The sequence below is a fragment of the Xanthomonas sp. NCPPB 2586 genome, assembly GCF_041475775.2.
Classification (GTDB): Bacteria; Pseudomonadota; Gammaproteobacteria; order Xanthomonadales; family Xanthomonadaceae; genus Xanthomonas; species Xanthomonas campestris.
Genome location: NZ_CM192981.1, coordinates 4,179,551 through 4,194,517, shown reverse-complemented (window position 1 = coordinate 4,194,517; position 14,967 = coordinate 4,179,551). Strand labels below are relative to the sequence as shown.

The 14,967-nt window shown below is 62.9% G+C and carries 14 protein-coding genes; 7 read left to right on the top strand and 7 right to left on the bottom strand.

Features of this window, described 5'->3' with window-relative positions:
* Positions 1 to 39: 39 nt before the first annotated feature.
* From ACCQ09_RS18375 to ACCQ09_RS18365, 3 genes are all read right to left on the bottom strand, one after another.
* Positions 40 to 360 (bottom strand): hypothetical protein, encoded by a 321-nt coding sequence (locus ACCQ09_RS18375; protein ID WP_228427875.1) that lies wholly within the window; start codon positions 358 to 360, stop codon positions 40 to 42.
* An 86-nt stretch (positions 361 to 446) separates the two neighbouring features.
* A complete protein-coding gene (locus ACCQ09_RS18370) occupies positions 447 to 1,391 on the bottom strand; it encodes an electron transfer flavoprotein subunit alpha/FixB family protein (RefSeq protein ID WP_019237972.1) in 945 nt (314 codons plus the stop codon).
* Positions 1,391 to 2,137, bottom strand: a complete 747-nt coding sequence (locus tag ACCQ09_RS18365) for an electron transfer flavoprotein subunit beta/FixA family protein (protein WP_011035863.1) — start codon at positions 2,135 to 2,137, stop codon at positions 1,391 to 1,393. Before ACCQ09_RS18365 ends, ACCQ09_RS18370 begins: the two co-directional genes overlap by 1 nt.
* Positions 2,138 to 2,365: 228 nt before the next feature.
* Between ACCQ09_RS18365 and rfbB the strand changes: the two genes are divergently transcribed.
* The 4 genes from rfbB to rfbD all read left to right on the top strand — a co-directional run bounded on the left by rfbB (position 2,366) and on the right by rfbD (position 5,831).
* Positions 2,366 to 3,421, top strand: a complete 1,056-nt coding sequence (gene rfbB, locus ACCQ09_RS18360; protein WP_012439278.1) for a dTDP-glucose 4,6-dehydratase — start codon at positions 2,366 to 2,368, stop codon at positions 3,419 to 3,421.
* Between the two features lie 63 nt (positions 3,422 to 3,484).
* The gene (rfbA, locus tag ACCQ09_RS18355; RefSeq protein ID WP_012439277.1) at positions 3,485 to 4,372 is read left to right on the top strand and encodes a glucose-1-phosphate thymidylyltransferase RfbA; all 888 of its coding nucleotides are present in this window, start codon (positions 3,485 to 3,487) and stop codon (positions 4,370 to 4,372) included.
* Complete coding sequence (gene rfbC / locus ACCQ09_RS18350) at positions 4,369 to 4,926, top strand: dTDP-4-dehydrorhamnose 3,5-epimerase (RefSeq protein ID WP_011035866.1); 558 nt, start codon at positions 4,369 to 4,371, stop codon at positions 4,924 to 4,926. Before rfbA ends, rfbC begins: the two co-directional genes overlap by 4 nt.
* Positions 4,923 to 5,831 (top strand): dTDP-4-dehydrorhamnose reductase, encoded by a 909-nt coding sequence (gene rfbD, locus ACCQ09_RS18345; protein WP_228427839.1) that lies wholly within the window; start codon positions 4,923 to 4,925, stop codon positions 5,829 to 5,831. The genes rfbC and rfbD overlap by 4 nt, the downstream gene beginning before the upstream one ends.
* A 121-nt stretch (positions 5,832 to 5,952) precedes the next feature.
* Here rfbD and ACCQ09_RS18340 read toward each other — a convergent pair whose 3' ends face one another.
* Positions 5,953 to 7,356, bottom strand: coding sequence for a mannose-1-phosphate guanylyltransferase/mannose-6-phosphate isomerase (locus ACCQ09_RS18340; protein WP_040941822.1), 1,404 nt, complete (start codon positions 7,354 to 7,356; stop codon positions 5,953 to 5,955).
* Positions 7,357 to 7,401: 45 nt separating this feature from the next.
* Positions 7,402 to 8,748 (bottom strand): phosphohexose mutase, encoded by a 1,347-nt coding sequence (locus tag ACCQ09_RS18335; RefSeq protein WP_040941821.1) that lies wholly within the window; start codon positions 8,746 to 8,748, stop codon positions 7,402 to 7,404.
* 134 nt (positions 8,749 to 8,882) lie between these two features.
* Between ACCQ09_RS18335 and ACCQ09_RS18330 the strand changes: the two genes are divergently transcribed.
* Positions 8,883 to 9,611 (top strand): CoA transferase subunit A, encoded by a 729-nt coding sequence (locus tag ACCQ09_RS18330; RefSeq protein WP_075286170.1) that lies wholly within the window; start codon positions 8,883 to 8,885, stop codon positions 9,609 to 9,611.
* Positions 9,611 to 10,252 (top strand): CoA transferase subunit B, encoded by a 642-nt coding sequence (locus tag ACCQ09_RS18325; RefSeq protein ID WP_012439272.1) that lies wholly within the window; start codon positions 9,611 to 9,613, stop codon positions 10,250 to 10,252. The genes ACCQ09_RS18330 and ACCQ09_RS18325 overlap by 1 nt, the downstream gene beginning before the upstream one ends.
* A 29-nt stretch (positions 10,253 to 10,281) precedes the next feature.
* On the opposite strand, the gene ACCQ09_RS18320 is transcribed toward ACCQ09_RS18325, so the two are convergent.
* Together ACCQ09_RS18320 and ACCQ09_RS18315 are read right to left on the bottom strand one after the other, a co-directional pair.
* A complete protein-coding gene (locus ACCQ09_RS18320) occupies positions 10,282 to 12,369 on the bottom strand; it encodes a glycoside hydrolase family 99-like domain-containing protein (RefSeq protein WP_040941819.1) in 2,088 nt (695 codons plus the stop codon).
* The gene (locus tag ACCQ09_RS18315; protein WP_068573739.1) at positions 12,366 to 14,015 is read right to left on the bottom strand and encodes an electron transfer flavoprotein-ubiquinone oxidoreductase; all 1,650 of its coding nucleotides are present in this window, start codon (positions 14,013 to 14,015) and stop codon (positions 12,366 to 12,368) included. The genes ACCQ09_RS18320 and ACCQ09_RS18315 overlap by 4 nt, the downstream gene beginning before the upstream one ends.
* Before the next feature lie 125 nt (positions 14,016 to 14,140).
* Here ACCQ09_RS18315 and ACCQ09_RS18310 point away from each other — a divergent pair, with 125 nt between their 5' ends.
* Positions 14,141 to 14,740 (top strand): alpha-ketoglutarate-dependent dioxygenase AlkB family protein, encoded by a 600-nt coding sequence (locus tag ACCQ09_RS18310; protein ID WP_029629047.1) that lies wholly within the window; start codon positions 14,141 to 14,143, stop codon positions 14,738 to 14,740.
* Positions 14,741 to 14,967 lie beyond the last annotated feature (227 nt).

Genomic DNA, 14,967 nt, shown 5'->3' with positions numbered 1-14,967 from the left:
AGAGTTTGAGTAGATGTGGAAGTTGGAATGACGTGCCGCCTAGTGTGGGGCACGGTTGTACTGATCTTTGAACCAGACGATATCGTCTGGCTCCAGGTAGCTACCGGATTGAATTTCGAACAGTTCTGGCGGAACGTTGTCCGGATTCTTCAAGCTGCGCGTGAGACCCTGCGGGTCGCGCAACGCCCATGAACGAAAGTACGCCGCTGTTCCAGAAGTCCCTTTCCGAAGCGGTGAAGGTCTCAGCTGTCGCCAGATCCGGTTTCTCCACAAAGCGGTCAGAGGCACAGGGAGGGAGTCAAAGAAGGCATTGTAGATCGGTCTGAAATTATAGCGACACGTTCTGCCAGGACGGATCATTTGTGCGCCACTGCCGGTCGACCGCATCTGGATCCTTCAAGAAAACCGCGTAGTCGGGAAGAGTACGCGGTGTGCTTGCCCCGGGCTCAGCTCAACGCCTGTTCCAACTCCGGCAACAGCGTGAACAAATCTCCCACCAACCCGATATCGGCAATCTCGAAGATCGGCGACTCCGGGTCCTTGTTGATCGCAACGATCGTGCCGGCGTCCTTGATGCCGGTCAGATGCTGGATCGCGCCGCTGATGCCGATGGCCACGTACAGCTCGGGGGCGATGATCTTGCCGGTCTGGCCGACCTGCAGCTCATTGGGCACGTAACCGGCGTCCACCGCGGCGCGCGAGGCGCCCACGGCCGCGCCGAGTTTGTCGGCCAGGCTGTAGATGTGCTTGAAGTTCTCGGCCGAGCCGACGCCGCGGCCGCCGGAGACCACGCGCTTGGCGCTCTGCAGGTCGGGGCGGTCGGAGCTGCCCGCGGCCAGGCCGATGAAACGGGTGTGGGTCGGGAGTGTGGCATCGACATTGACCGCCTCGACCGCCGCGCTTCCGCCGCCGGCCGCTTCCGGCCACGAGGCGCTTCGCACGGTTGCCACCACGATCTGGTCGGCCGGCGCTTTCACTGTGATGATCGCGTTGCCGGCGTAGATCGGGCGCTTGAAGGTGTAGGCATCTTCGACCGACATCAGGTCGGAGATCTGGTTCACGCCCAGCAACGCCGCCACGACCGGCATCAGGTCCTTGCCGAAGGTGGTGGAGGGGCCGAACACGTGCGTATAGCCCTGGCCGGCAAGCTGGGCGATCTGCGGCCCCAGCACCTGCGCGATGGCATGTTCGTTGGCGGGGTTGGCCACCGTCAGCACGCGTGCGACGCCCGCCAACTGCGCGGCCTGCGCGGCAACGGCGGCAGGGTCGGCCGCCAGCACGACGATGTCGATGGACCCGGCAGACACCGCCAGCGCTGCGCTGAGGGTCTTGGCCGTGGCGGCGTTGAGCTGGCCGTTGAGATGTTCGGCGACGACGATGATCTTGGCCATTACAACAATCCCTTCTGCTTGAGTGCGGCCACCAGTTCGGCGGCATCCTTCACCATCACGCCGCGGCTGCGCTTGGCCGGCGCTGCGTAGTGCGTGGTGGTCAGACTGTCGTGGGAGTCAACGGCCAGGTCTGCAAAGGCCAGCGTTTCCAGCGGCTTGCTCTTGGCCTTCATGATGTCCGGCAGCTTGATGAAACGCGGCTCGTTCAGGCGCAGATCGGTGGTAATGACGGCCGGCAGGTCCACTTCCAGCGTTTCCAGGCCGGCGTCGACCTCGCGCGTCACTGTAGCCTTGCCATCGGCGACCACCAGCTTGCCGGCGAAGGTCGCCTGCGGGCGGCCCCACAACGTGGCGAGCATCTGGCCGGTCTGGTTGGCGTCGTCGTCGATCGCCTGCTTGCCCAGGATGACCAGGTCCGGCTGTTCCTTCTCGACCAGCTTGAGCAGGGTGCGGGCGGCGGTCAACGGTTGAATCGCCGCGTCGGTCACCACGTGGATGGCGCGGTTGGCGCCCATGGCCAGGCCGTTGCGCAGGTGCGCGGCCGCGTCGGCCGGGGCCAGGGTGGCGACCACCACCTCGGTGGCGATGCCGGCGTCGCGCAGGCGCAACGCCTCTTCCAGGGCGATTTCGTCGAACGGGTTCGGCGAGAGCTTGACACCGTCGGTCACCACACCGGAGCCATCCGGCTTGACCTGAATGCGGACGTTGTAGTCCACCACGCGCTTGTAGGCGACGAGGATTTTCATCGTGTACGAGATCCTTCAGCTATTGCGGGAAGGCCCGGCCGCGGCGGCAGGCTCGGGAGTGCGTCCATTCTAACCGGGCAGGGCGCACCATGCGATGGCGTATGGGTGCTGCGCTGCGGCAGTCGGACGCAGCGATGTGGGCGATGCTTAAGCTCGGTCTTGCCTGGACCATATATCCTGTGTGGCTTGAAAATGCAGCGCGGGTGCGCGCGACCAGGAGGGTAGATAGTGGCGACTTGGCTAGTAACCGGCGGGGCCGGCTTCATCGGCGGAAATTTTGTTCTGGAGGCGGTCTCTCGCGGGATCCGCGTGGTCAATCTGGACGCGCTCACTTATGCGGGCAATCTGAATACGCTGGCGTCGCTGGAAGGCAATGCCGACCATATCTTCGTCAAGGGCGACATCGGTGATGGAGCGCTTGTGACTCGCCTGCTGCAGGAACATCAGCCGGACGCGGTGCTGAACTTTGCAGCCGAAAGCCATGTCGATCGCTCGATCGAAGGCCCTGGCGCCTTCATCCAGACCAATGTGGTCGGCACTTTGGCCCTGCTTGAGGCAGTGCGCGACTATTGGAAAGCACTGCCGGACACGCGCCGTGATGCCTTCCGCTTCCTGCATGTGTCCACCGACGAGGTCTATGGCACGCTCGGTGAGACCGGCAAGTTCACCGAAACCACGCCGTATGCGCCCAATTCGCCGTACTCGGCGTCCAAGGCGGCATCGGATCATCTGGTGCGCGCGTTTCACCACACCTACGGGCTGCCGGTGCTGACCACCAACTGCTCGAACAACTACGGTCCGTATCACTTCCCCGAAAAACTCATTCCGTTGGTCATTGCCAAGGCGCTGGCTGGCGAGCCGCTGCCGGTCTATGGCGATGGCAAGCAGGTGCGCGACTGGTTGTTCGTCAGCGACCACTGCGAGGCGATCCGCACCGTGCTGGCCAAGGGCCGGGTCGGCGAGACTTACAACGTGGGCGGCAATTCGGAGCGGCAGAACATCGAGGTCGTGCAGGCGATCTGCGCGCTGCTGGATCAGCATCGCCCGCGCGAAGATGGCAAGCCGCGTGAGAGCCAGATCGCCTACGTCACCGACCGCCCCGGGCACGATCGTCGGTATGCGATCGATGCCTCCAAGTTGAAGGACGAGTTGGGCTGGGAGCCGGCGTACACCTTCGAGCAGGGCATCGCATTGACGGTGGACTGGTATCTGACCAACCAAACCTGGGTCCAAGGCGTGCTGGATGGTAGCTATCGACTGGAACGCATCGGCGCAACGGTTTAACGCGCGCACCCCCGGCACGAGCCCGCGCGTTTTGGTGCAGGCTGCCCTAAAGGAATATCTGTGATGACACAACGTAAAGGCATCATCCTGGCGGGCGGCTCCGGCACCCGCCTGTACCCCATCACCAAGGGCGTCAGCAAACAGCTGCTGCCGGTGTACGACAAGCCGATGATCTACTACCCGCTGAGCGTGCTGATGCTCGCGGGTATCCGGGACATCTTGATCATCAACACGCCGCACGAGCAGGCGCTGTTCCAGTCGCTGTTGGGCGATGGCGCGCAGTGGGGCGTCAATATCCAGTACGCCGTGCAACCCAGCCCGGACGGGTTGGCGCAGGCCTATCTGATCGGACGCGACTTCGTAGGCGGCAAGCCGAGTTGCCTGGTATTGGGCGATAATATTTTCCATGGCCACGGTTTGACCGATACCTTGCGCCGCGCCGACGCGCGCGAGCAGGGTGCAACGGTGTTCGGCTACTGGGTCAACGATCCGGAGCGCTACGGTGTTGCCGAATTCGATCAGCACGGCAAGGTCATCGACATTGCCGAAAAGCCGGAAAAGCCACGCTCCAACTATGCGGTCACCGGTTTGTATTTCTATGATGGCAAGGCCAGCGATTATGCGGCTGCCTTGAAGCCGTCGCCGCGCGGCGAGCTGGAAATCACCGATCTCAATCGTTGCTATCTCGATGCTGGCGACTTGCATCTGGAGCCGCTGGGTCGCGGGTATGCGTGGCTGGATACCGGCACGCATCAGTCTTTGCACGAAGCGGCGAATTTCATCGAGACCATCCAGATGCGACAGGGCTTGCAGGTGTGCTGTCCGGAGGAGATTGCATTCGGTCAAGGCTGGATCGATGCCGAGCAGTTGGAGCGTCTGGCGGCGCCGTTGTTGAAGAATGACTATGGCAAGTATTTGACTGCATTAGCCAAGCGTGGGGCTGTCCATTGAAAGTGATCGAAACGACGTTGCCCGGCTGCGTCGTCATCGAGCCTGCGGTCTTCGGTGATGAGCGCGGTCAGTTCTTCGAAACATGGAATGCGGAGCGCTTTGGGCAGCACGGCCTGCCGACGAGTTTTGTGCAAAGTAACGTCTCCACGTCCGCCAGGGGCGTGCTACGTGGTCTGCACTATCAGTGGCCTCGACCGCAGGGCAAATTGGTGAGCGTGCTTGAAGGCGAGGTGTACGATGTCGCGGTGGATATCCGCGCTGGGTCTCCCCACTTCGGGCGTTGGACCGCTGTTTTACTGAGCGCAGAAAATCGACGCCAAGTCTGGATACCTGAAGGCTTTGCACATGGTTTCGCAGTACTTTCAGAGAAAGCATTGTTCAGCTATCTGTGCACCGATGTGTACGTCAAGGAAGCCGATGCTGGCGTGCGTTGGGACGATGCGGCGATCGGGATCGATTGGCCGGTCAGCGATCCGTCGCTGTCCGCCAAGGATGCCAAGGCGCCGTTCCTGGATGAGGTGCCAGTCGATCGTTTGCCGGTGTATAGGCCGTGACCACGCTGGTGTTCGGTGCGAACGGGCAGGTAGGGGCGGAACTGCTACGCGCATTGGCTGCCGATGGCGCGGTGCAGGCGACGACACGCAGTGGCCGATTGCCTGATGGTAGCGCGTGCGAGACCGCAGACTTCGACGCACCGGAAACTTTGCCAGCCTTGCTGGACCAGATTGGCCCGTCGCTTGTCGTCAATGCTGCGGCCTACACGGCAGTGGATCGCGCCGAGCAGGATCGCGTCAGCGCGATGCGGGCGAATGCGCAGGCACCTTTGACCATTGCGGCATGGTGTGCCGCCCGTGACGTGCCGCTGGTGCATTACTCGACCGATTACGTCTTCGACGGCCAGGGCACCGCCCCCTATCTTGAGGATGCCCAAACCTCGCCGCTAGGCGTGTATGGCGAAACCAAGCTCGCTGGTGAGAACGCCATCCGTGCTTCCGGCGCGCAGCATCTGATCCTGCGTACGGCATGGGTGTACGCATCGCACGGCGGGAATTTCCTGCGCACCATGTTGCGTGTCGGCGCCGAGCGCGACGAGCTACGCGTGGTGGCCGATCAGATCGGAACGCCGACGCCGGCGGCGTTGATCGCCGATATCACTGCACAGTTGCTTCGGCAACGCACCGCCGAAACATCGGGTACCTGGCATCTCACTGCTGCAGGGCAGACCAGCTGGCATGGCTTTGCCGAGGCGATCTTCGAAGAGGCTGTGAGCGCAGGACTGCTGCCGCGTGCGCCGCGCGTGGTACCGATCACCACCGCAGACTATCCGACCCCTGCGAAGCGGCCGGCGTATTCGCGGTTGTCGATCGAGAAACTGCAGCGCGATTTCGACATCATGCTGCCGGAATGGCGACCTGGATTGCAGCGCGTGATTGCCGAAGTCGCCGCTGCCAGACAGTAAAAGTCGCGGCTCAAATCGGTGGCAACCACGCTACCTGCCGACGAAATGAGAGCCGCAAAAGCAAACAGCCGGGAATCCCCGGCTGTTTGCTTTTGTGTTGCATAAACCTGCAAACGACCGATCAGGTACGCCCGTAGGTGTCCTCAAAGCGCACGATATCGTCTTCGCCCAGATAGCTGCCGGACTGCACTTCGATCAGTTCCAGCGGCAATTTGCCCGGGTTCTTCAGGCGATGGGTGACGCCCAGCGGGATGTAGGTACTCTGGTTCTCGGTCAACAGCAGAACTTCGTCGCCACGGGTGACCTCGGCGGTGCCGCTCACCACGATCCAGTGCTCGGCGCGGTGGTGGTGCATCTGCAGGCTGAGCGTGGCGCCCGGCTTGACGGTGATGCGCTTGACCTGAAAACGCTGGCCCATGTCGATCGAATCGTAGGCGCCCCACGGACGATAGACCTTGCGGTGCCAGGTCGCCTCGGAGCGGCCGGCCGACTTGATCTGGCTGACCACTTCCTTGACCTCCTGGATGCGGTCGCGGTGGCCGACCAGCACGGCGTCGTCGGTTTCCACCACCACCACATTTTCCAGGCCGACCATGGCGATCAGGCGCGAGCCGTACGCGTAGGTGTTCTTGCAGTCCAGCTGGATGACATCGCCGTGGTGCGCGTTGCCCTGACCATCCTGCTCGGAGACGTCCAGCAGCGACGACCATGAACCGACATCGTTCCAACCGGCATCCAGCGGCACCACGACCGCATCGGCAGTCTTTTCCATCACCGCATAGTCGATCGAATCCGACGGGCTGGAGGCGAACGCATCCTTGTCCAGACGAGTGAAGTCGGCGTCGCGCTTGCCGCCTTCCCAGGCTTTCTGGCACGCATCGGCGATGGCGGGCTGGAATTTGCGCAGTTCTTCGAGGTAGCGCGAGGCGCGGAACAGGAACATGCCGCTGTTCCAGTAGTACTCGCCGCTGGCCAGATAGCCCTGTGCAGTGGCCAGATCGGGCTTCTCGACGAAGCGCTCGACCGCAGTGGCGCCGGTGCCGACACCGGCCTTGATGTAGCCATAGCCTGTCTCGGGCGCGGTCGGCTTGATGCCGAAGGTGACCAGCTTGCCCTGTTCTGCGGCAGCTGCCGCGACGGTCACGGCAGCCTGGAAGGCGGCCTCGTCACGAATCACATGATCGGACGGCAGCACCAGCAGCAGCGGATCGCCGCCGTTGCGGGTGGCTTCCAGTGCGGCAACCGCAATCGCCGGGGCGGTGTTGCGGCCCTTGGGCTCGAGCAGGATGGCCGATGGCTTCACGCCCAGCTGCTGCAACTGCTCGGCCGCCATGAAGCGGTGCTCTTCGTTGGCCACCACGATGGGTGCGTGCGCCGCCACCGGAGCGGAGCGCAGCCAGGTGGCCTGCAGCATGCTGTGCTCGCCGACCAGCGGCAGGAACTGCTTCGGGTAGGATTCGCGCGACAACGGCCACAGGCGCGTGCCGGAGCCGCCGGAAAGAATGATCGGAAGGACATCGCTCATGAGCGGGGGAAACTCCAGTGCGTCAAAGTGGGGGAAGATGGTAAATCAGCCGCGTAACAGGTTGGAAATTTCCTGCGTACGCGTCTCCAGCAGTGCAGCATCGCCGCGCGTTTCCACGTTCAGACGCAGCAGCGGCTCGGTGTTGGAGCTGCGCAGGTTGAAGCGCCATTGCCCGAAGTCGGCGCTGATGCCGTCGGTGTAATCCAGCTCCGGCGACTGATTACCGTAGTGCGCCATGACGCGTGCGACCGCAGCCTTGGCGTCGTCGACCTTGAAGTTGATCTCGCCGCTGCAGGGGAACTTCTGCATGCGCGCTTCGACCAGGTCGGCCAGCGAACGGCCCGATTGCGAGACCAGCTCGGCGATCAGCAGCCACGGAATCATGCCCGAGTCGGCGTAGGCGAATTCGCGGAAGTAATGGTGCGCGCTCATTTCGCCACCATAGACGGCGTTCTCGCTGCGCATCTTTTCCTTGATGAAGGCGTGGCCGCTCTTGCACAGCACCGGAATGCCGCCAGAGTCTTCCACCATCTCCACCGTGTTCCAGGTCAGGCGCGGGTCGTGCACGACCTTGCCGCCGGGCTGCTTGGCCAGGATGGCTTGCGCCAGCAGGCCGACCAGGTAATAGCCCTCGATGAAGCGGCCAGTGTGATCGAAGAAGAAGCAACGATCGAAGTCGCCATCCCAGGCAATCCCGAAGTCGGCGCCGTGTTCCTTGACCGCCTTGGCGGTGGCGTCGCGGTTTTCCGGCAGCAGCGGGTTGGGGATGCCGTTGGGGAAGTTGCCATCGGGCTCGTGGAAGACGCGCACGAATTCGAATGGCAGATGCGGTGCCAGCAGGTCGACGATCAGGCCGGCGCCGCCGTTGCCGGCGTTGACCACCAGCTTGAGCGGCTTGAGTGTGCTGCGGTCCACGTAGCTGAGCAGGTGCTCCAGATACGCGGTCTTGTCGGTGCGGCTGTGCTCGGCAGCGGTGGGCTCGCCTGCAGCGGCAGTGTCGGCCGCGACCGTGTCGCGGATGGCGAACAGGCCGGTATCGGAGCTGATCGGTCGCGCCTGCTCACGCACCAGCTTCATGCCGTTGTAGTCCATCGGGTTGTGGCTGGCGGTGACCATCACGCCGCCGGCGGCCTTGAGGTGATCGGTCTGGAAATAGACCTCCTCGGTGCCACACAGGCCAATGTCGATCACCTCGCGGCCGCTGGCACGCAGGCCGGCAGACAGGGCTTCCTGCAGTGCCGGGCTCGCCAGGCGCACATCGTGGCCCAGGACCACGGGCCCTTGATCCAGCTGCGCCGCCAGTGCCACGCCGATGCGGCGGGCCAAGTCCTCGTTGAGTTCATCCGGCACGCGGCCGCGAATATCGTAGGCCTTGAAGGCGGGTAGCGTCATGGGCAATTCCTCGGGTGGGGGACAGCCGAGTTTAGCGGCTGCGCCGTGTCTTGGGTGTGGCGGAATTGCGACCGAGGACAGGGAACAGTCAGCGGCTAGAATGCCCGCTTCGCATCAGCGAGGTGAGGGCGGTGATGAACCAAGTTGCAAGGGGGGCGGGCGCCAAGCGCTATGCCGATGCCAAGGCGGCGCTGGCCGGCGTGGTGGCCGATGGACAAACGCTGGCGGTTGGAGGCTTCGGGCTGTGCGGCATTCCGGAAGCCTTGATTGCTGCGCTGCGCGACAGCGCAGTGAGCGGCCTGACGGTGATTTCGAACAATGCGGGCGTGGATGGCTTCGGCCTGGGCCAATTGCTGTCGACCCGCCAGATACGCAAGATGATTTCGTCCTACGTGGGCGAGAACAAGGAATTCGAACGCCAATATCTGGCCGGCGAACTCGAGCTGGAATTCAACCCGCAGGGCACGCTGGCCGAGCGCCTGCGTGCGGGCGGTGCGGGCATTCCCGCGTTCTACACCGCCACCGGCTACGGCACCATCGTGGCCGACGGCAAGGAGACGCGTGAGTTCGATGGCAAGCATTACGTGCTGGAAACCGCGTTGCAGGCCGACGTTGCGCTGATCAAGGCGTGGCGCGCCGACACCGCCGGCAACCTGGTATTCCGCAAGACGGCGCGCAATTTCAATCCGGCCTGTGCCATGGCCGGGCGAATCTGCATCGCCGAGGTGGAGGAGATTGTCGAGCTCGGTGCGATCGATCCGGATCAGGTGCATCTGCCCGGCATTTATGTTGACCGCCTGGTACTCAACGCCACACCAGAAAAACGCATCGAACAGCGCACCGTGCGCCAGGGAGACAAGTAATGGCCTGGACCCGCGATCAGATGGCGGCGCGCGCCGCGCGCGAACTCACCGATGGCGCCTACGTCAACCTGGGCATCGGCCTGCCCACGCTGGTGGCCAACCACATTCCCGACGGCGTGGACGTGTGGCTGCAATCGGAAAACGGCTTGCTCGGCATCGGCCCGTTTCCCGGCGAAGACGAAGTGGACGCGGATCTCATCAATGCCGGCAAACAGACCGTGACCGCGCGCGCAGGTGCCAGCTATTTCGGCAGCCACGATTCGTTCGCCATGATCCGCGGTGGACACATCGACCTGGCGATCCTCGGCGCGATGCAGGTCACAGACCGCGGCGACCTCGCCAATTGGATGGTGCCGGGCAAGATGGTCAAGGGCATGGGCGGCGCGATGGACCTGGTGGCCGGCGTCAAGCGCGTGGTCGTGCTGATGGAACACGTGGCCAAGGACGGCACGCACAAGATCCTGCCGCAATGCGACCTGCCGCTGACCGGCGTGGGCGTGGTCGATCGCATCATCACCGACCTGGCCGTGTTTGATGTGACCGATGGCGGGCTGGTGCTGGTGGAGGCTGCAGAGGGCGTTGGGTTGGAGGAGCTACGCGCCAAAACCGGTGTTGCGTTCGTTGTACAAACAAGAGGCTAGATGTTTACGCTGCAATTCGCAGGGCGCCGTCAAGGCGCCTTGCGTGCATATCGGTAAGGCTGGGCGGATGGTGTTTTGGTGATGCCCAGTGTTTGTTCGACCGTGGTGACGCGATGCCCCGAATGGGTCACTGCAAGACCGACGAAGCGCTCGATCGCATGCGCAAGGGTGCCATCGATCTGTCCCTGTTCGCTTTCAAATTCGCTCGCATGAAGATGCGCGTCCAGCAATGGGCGTAGCGCCTCAAGCCTTGCCCAGAACATGCTGCCGGAAGCAAACAAGCTATTTGTGTCCGGCGCATCCGAGCCTGTGCGAACAGTAAGATAATCCAGTGCGTCAGCATTGCCGCCGATAAATTCGGTCACCGGTAATAGATGATCTTCAGGTGCCGCGAGACCGACAAGCGGATCGGTAGAGAACGCGTTCACGATCGCATCGACCCGCTGCGGCCCTAGCAATGCGGTGAGCATCTCGCCCCGCCATGCATTTCCGTCATCGCGATGGGTCGATTTCTTGGTATGCAGCTTCAAAACCAGCTGCACGTTCTCGTCGAGTAGCCGATTGGCCACGTGTAGGAAAGGCAGGATGTCGCGGCCACGATTTTCAAAGCCTTCCACCTCGGCCTGGATGCCGCGGCGCTGTATGCACTTAGTGACTTCGATGACCTTCGTGAGGTCGGTCGTGATGATGATGCGCAGCGGAGTTCCGCACTCCACAATTGCGTCGAGCATCTCGTCCAGTACATCGAGATACCAGGCGTGCAAGACCACGCATGCGCTTGGCGAACATATCTCGGTGGCGACATCGGGTGCACGCGTCAGTGCCTGTCGTGTTGCATCCAGCCATGCGTATCCCAAGCGCGCATCCGGTTCGAGTACTGCACCCTCAGCCCACTCGTTCCATGCATTGATGAACACCATGCGGTGCGCGGACGGCGCATTGGCGAGGCGATGTTGCACGGTGCGCGCGAGCCAATCACGGTAGCGACGCGGTGATGCATGCAGATAGATGCGTCCTTTCCCCGAACGGCGCGGTTCGTTGTCCCAGCCCGGGTTGACACCTGGATACAGCGTGTAATCGCGTAGCGGTCGCTGTTCCATGTCGCGCGCAAGTTCTCTCCAGTCGAGCACGTCGCCACTGAAGTCCGGATTCACCAATCGCTGTCTTGCAGTGACCGAAGGTGGCGTACTCATATTGGGAGGAAATTCAACTGCCGCATCAAATCCGATGTCGCGCGGATCCGGACGTTCGAAGCCTTGGACATAGGCAAGATGAATTTCACCGATGCCATTGTCGCGGCACCAATTGCGCCAGCGTGCTGCGGTCTGCACAGGCTCGGGCAGTAAATGTGGCCGATAAACCAGCAACAAGGGGCGGTCACCCACGCGCAGATATTTAGGATTGCGCATATACCTTGCGACGTGGGCGATAAAGGCCAGATCGTCGTCCGCACTGTGAGCCTGATCGATCAAAACATCGTGACCACGGCCATCCCAGCGCCGCGCCCATTTCTCGTTCGCCCAGCAAAGGCAGAACGGCAACGTGATCGAGGTGTCTGCGTGCCATTGGGTGATCGGCATTTCCAGCAAGGTCTTGCCGGCGAACCAATAGAAATAGAAGCAAAATGCGCCTAGACCGTACTCCTGTGCCAGTCGAGCCTGCTCGCGCATGACATCAGGAGTGCGAAGATCGTAGAAGCCGAGGTCAGCAGGCAGTCTGGGCTGTTGATGTCCCTCAAATTGCGGAAGAGTGCGGGAGACATTGCGCCATTCGGTGAAACCCTTGCCCCACCATGCATCGTTTTCCGGGATAGGATGAAATTGCGGCAGATAGAACGCAACCAAGGTTGCCGGAAGCGTTTCGGGTAATGCAATCGTGCGATAAGCCACATGGCCAATCGCCGCTTCATCACTACGTGCTGTGGGGCGCCGCGAAATCGCATGGTTTGCGCGGCCACGTACAGGCTCGGGTACCCAATCGGCATGTCGGTCCAGAAACCAGCTACGCCACCGGTCGCGTGTTGCATCGCTTAAAGGGATGACACGAAACCCAGCGCGCAGCAGCCCAAATAAGTGGGCGCGCGCGCGTGCCTGGATCGAGCGATCGAGTGTGCTCACAGATTCTGGTAGTTCGGCCCCGAACCACCCTCCGGGGTGACCCAGGTGATGATCTCGTAGGGGTCCTTGATGTCGCAGGTCTTGCAATGCACGCAGTTGGCGGCGTTGATCTGCAGGCGCTTGCCGGAGGGGCTGGTGGTGTCTGCGACCATTTCGTAGACGTTGGCCGGGCAGAAGCGGGTGCAGGGGTTGTTGTATTCCTCCACGCAGCGGGTGGCGCAGATGCTGGTGTCAAGCACCTGCAGATGCACCGGTTGGTCTTCGTCGTGTTCGGTGGCGGCGAAGTAGACCGCCTGCAGCCGATCGCGTGGGGCGAGCTCGCGCTGGAAGTAGTCGCGTTTGGGCTGTTCGTACTCGCCGAGTTTGTGCATGGCCGACCAGTCCGGCTTGTTTTTCAGTGTCCACGGCGAGGCGCCTTTGAGCGCGGTTTCCCAGGCGGCATTGAGCATGCCCAGCCACAGTCCCTTCTTGAAGCCGGGCTTGATGTTGCGCACCTGCTTGAGTTCGGCCATGGCATCGGAGGCGCGCAGCTTGGCGTCGAAGCCCTGTGGGGCTAGCTGCGATTGCACCAGGTGCTCGGCGGCCAGCATGCCGCTGCGGATCGCCTGATGGGTGCCCTTGATCTTGGGCACGTTGAGCAGGCCGGCGGTGTCGCCGATCAACAGCGCACCCGGCATTTCCACCTTGGGCAGCGATTGCCAGCCGCCGGTGACGATGGCGCGCGCGCCGGCCGACAGGATGCTGCCGCCTTCCAGCAGGGGCTTGATCAGCGCGTGGTTCTTCCATTGCTGGAAGGCCTCCCACGGCTGGTAATTGGGGTCGCTGTAGTCCAGCCCGCTGACGTAGCCCAGCGCGATCTGGTTGTTGTCCAGGTGATACAGGAAGCTGCCGCCATAGGTGCGGTTGTCGGCCGGCCAGCCGAGCGTGTGCACGATCTTGCCGGGGCTGACGCGGCCCTCGGGCACCTGCCACAGTTCCTTGATGCCGATCGAATAGCCCTGCGGGTCGACATCGGCAGTCAGGTCGAAGCGCTTGAGCAGGCGCTTGGTGAGATGGCCACGCGCGCCTTCGGCCAGCACGGTGACCTTGGCGCGGATGTCGATACCGGCAGTGTAGCCGGGCTTGTGCGACCCATCCTTGGCCACGCCCATATCGCCGATGCGCACGCCCACCACCTGGCCGCTGTCGTCGTGCAGGGTTTCGGCGGCGGCAAAGCCGGGGTAGATCTCCACGCCCAGGGCTTCGGCCTGCGGAGCGAGCCAGGCGCACATGGCGCCCAGGCTGACGATGAAGTTGCCGTGGTTGCGCATGCCTGGCGGCACCACCGGGAATTTGCGCGCACTGTCCTTGCCAAGAAACCAGAATTCGTCTTCGGTGGCGGCCACGCACACCGGCGGCGGGTGATCGCGCCAGCCCGGCAGCAAGGCATCCAGCGGGCCGGGTTCGATCACCGCGCCGGAGAGGATGTGCGCACCGATGGTGCTGGATTTTTCGATCACGCACACGCTCAACGCGGGGTTGAGCTGTTTGAGCCGGATCGCGAACGACAGCCCGGCCGGACCGGCACCGACGGTGACGACGTCGTACTCCATCACGTCGCGCTCGACCGTCTCTGACGCTTGCGCGCCGATTCCCGCTTCCGACATTGCTCCGCTCCCGTTGGCTCGATGGCTGGGGTGCATTTTCCGGGATTGCATGTGATGGCGGCAAATCGCGTTGATTCATCCGCCGCTGCCGGCGCGCTCCGACACGCGCATGCTAGCGTTTGCGCATGAACATACGCGTTGCACTGCCGCAAGCTCAGGTCCACTGGTGTCGCGGCTGGTTGCAGGCCGCGCACGCCGATGCGCTGATGCAGGCGCTGCTGGACCAGGTGCAGTGGGAGGTCCATCGCATCCGCATGTTCGGGCGGGTGGTGGATTCACCGCGTCTGAGCAGCTGGATCGGCGATGCGGATGCCAGCTATCGCTACTCGGGCACGCAGTTTGCGCCGCAGCCGTGGCTGGAGGCGCTACAGCCAGTGCGTACGCGTCTGCAGGATGAGACCGGCTCCCCGTTCAACAGCGTGCTGGTCAACCGCTACCGCAGCGGAGCCGACGCGATGGGCTGGCATAGCGATGACGAGCCGGAGCTGGGCGCGCAACCGGTGATCGCATCGCTAAGCCTGGGCGCGGCGCGGCGGTTCGCCTTCAAGCATCGGCACGATGCGGCGTTGAAGCAGACCCTGGAACTCGGCCATGGCGACTTGTTGCTGATGGGCGGCGATACCCAGCGCCATTACAAACATGCCTTGCCGCGCACCGTAAAACCGGTCGGCGAGCGCATCAATCTGACCTTTCGCCAGATTGCGGTGCGCGTGTCCCAGCGATAAAAGAGCGGCTAACAAAACGTCGCGAGCGGTCGCCTGGCGGTGAGCGCAGTGGTTTCGTTGGCTGCATCTTGTTGGATGCAGTCAGAAGCCAGGTCAAACGCTGGGTCGCTCAAGGGCGCAGTGTCCTCACCGCTTGCGGGACACGCCGTCAACCCGTCCCTGGGGGCTCGGTGGCGGCATCCATGCCGCCACACGGTCCCGCAAGCGGCGAGGACACCGCACCAGAC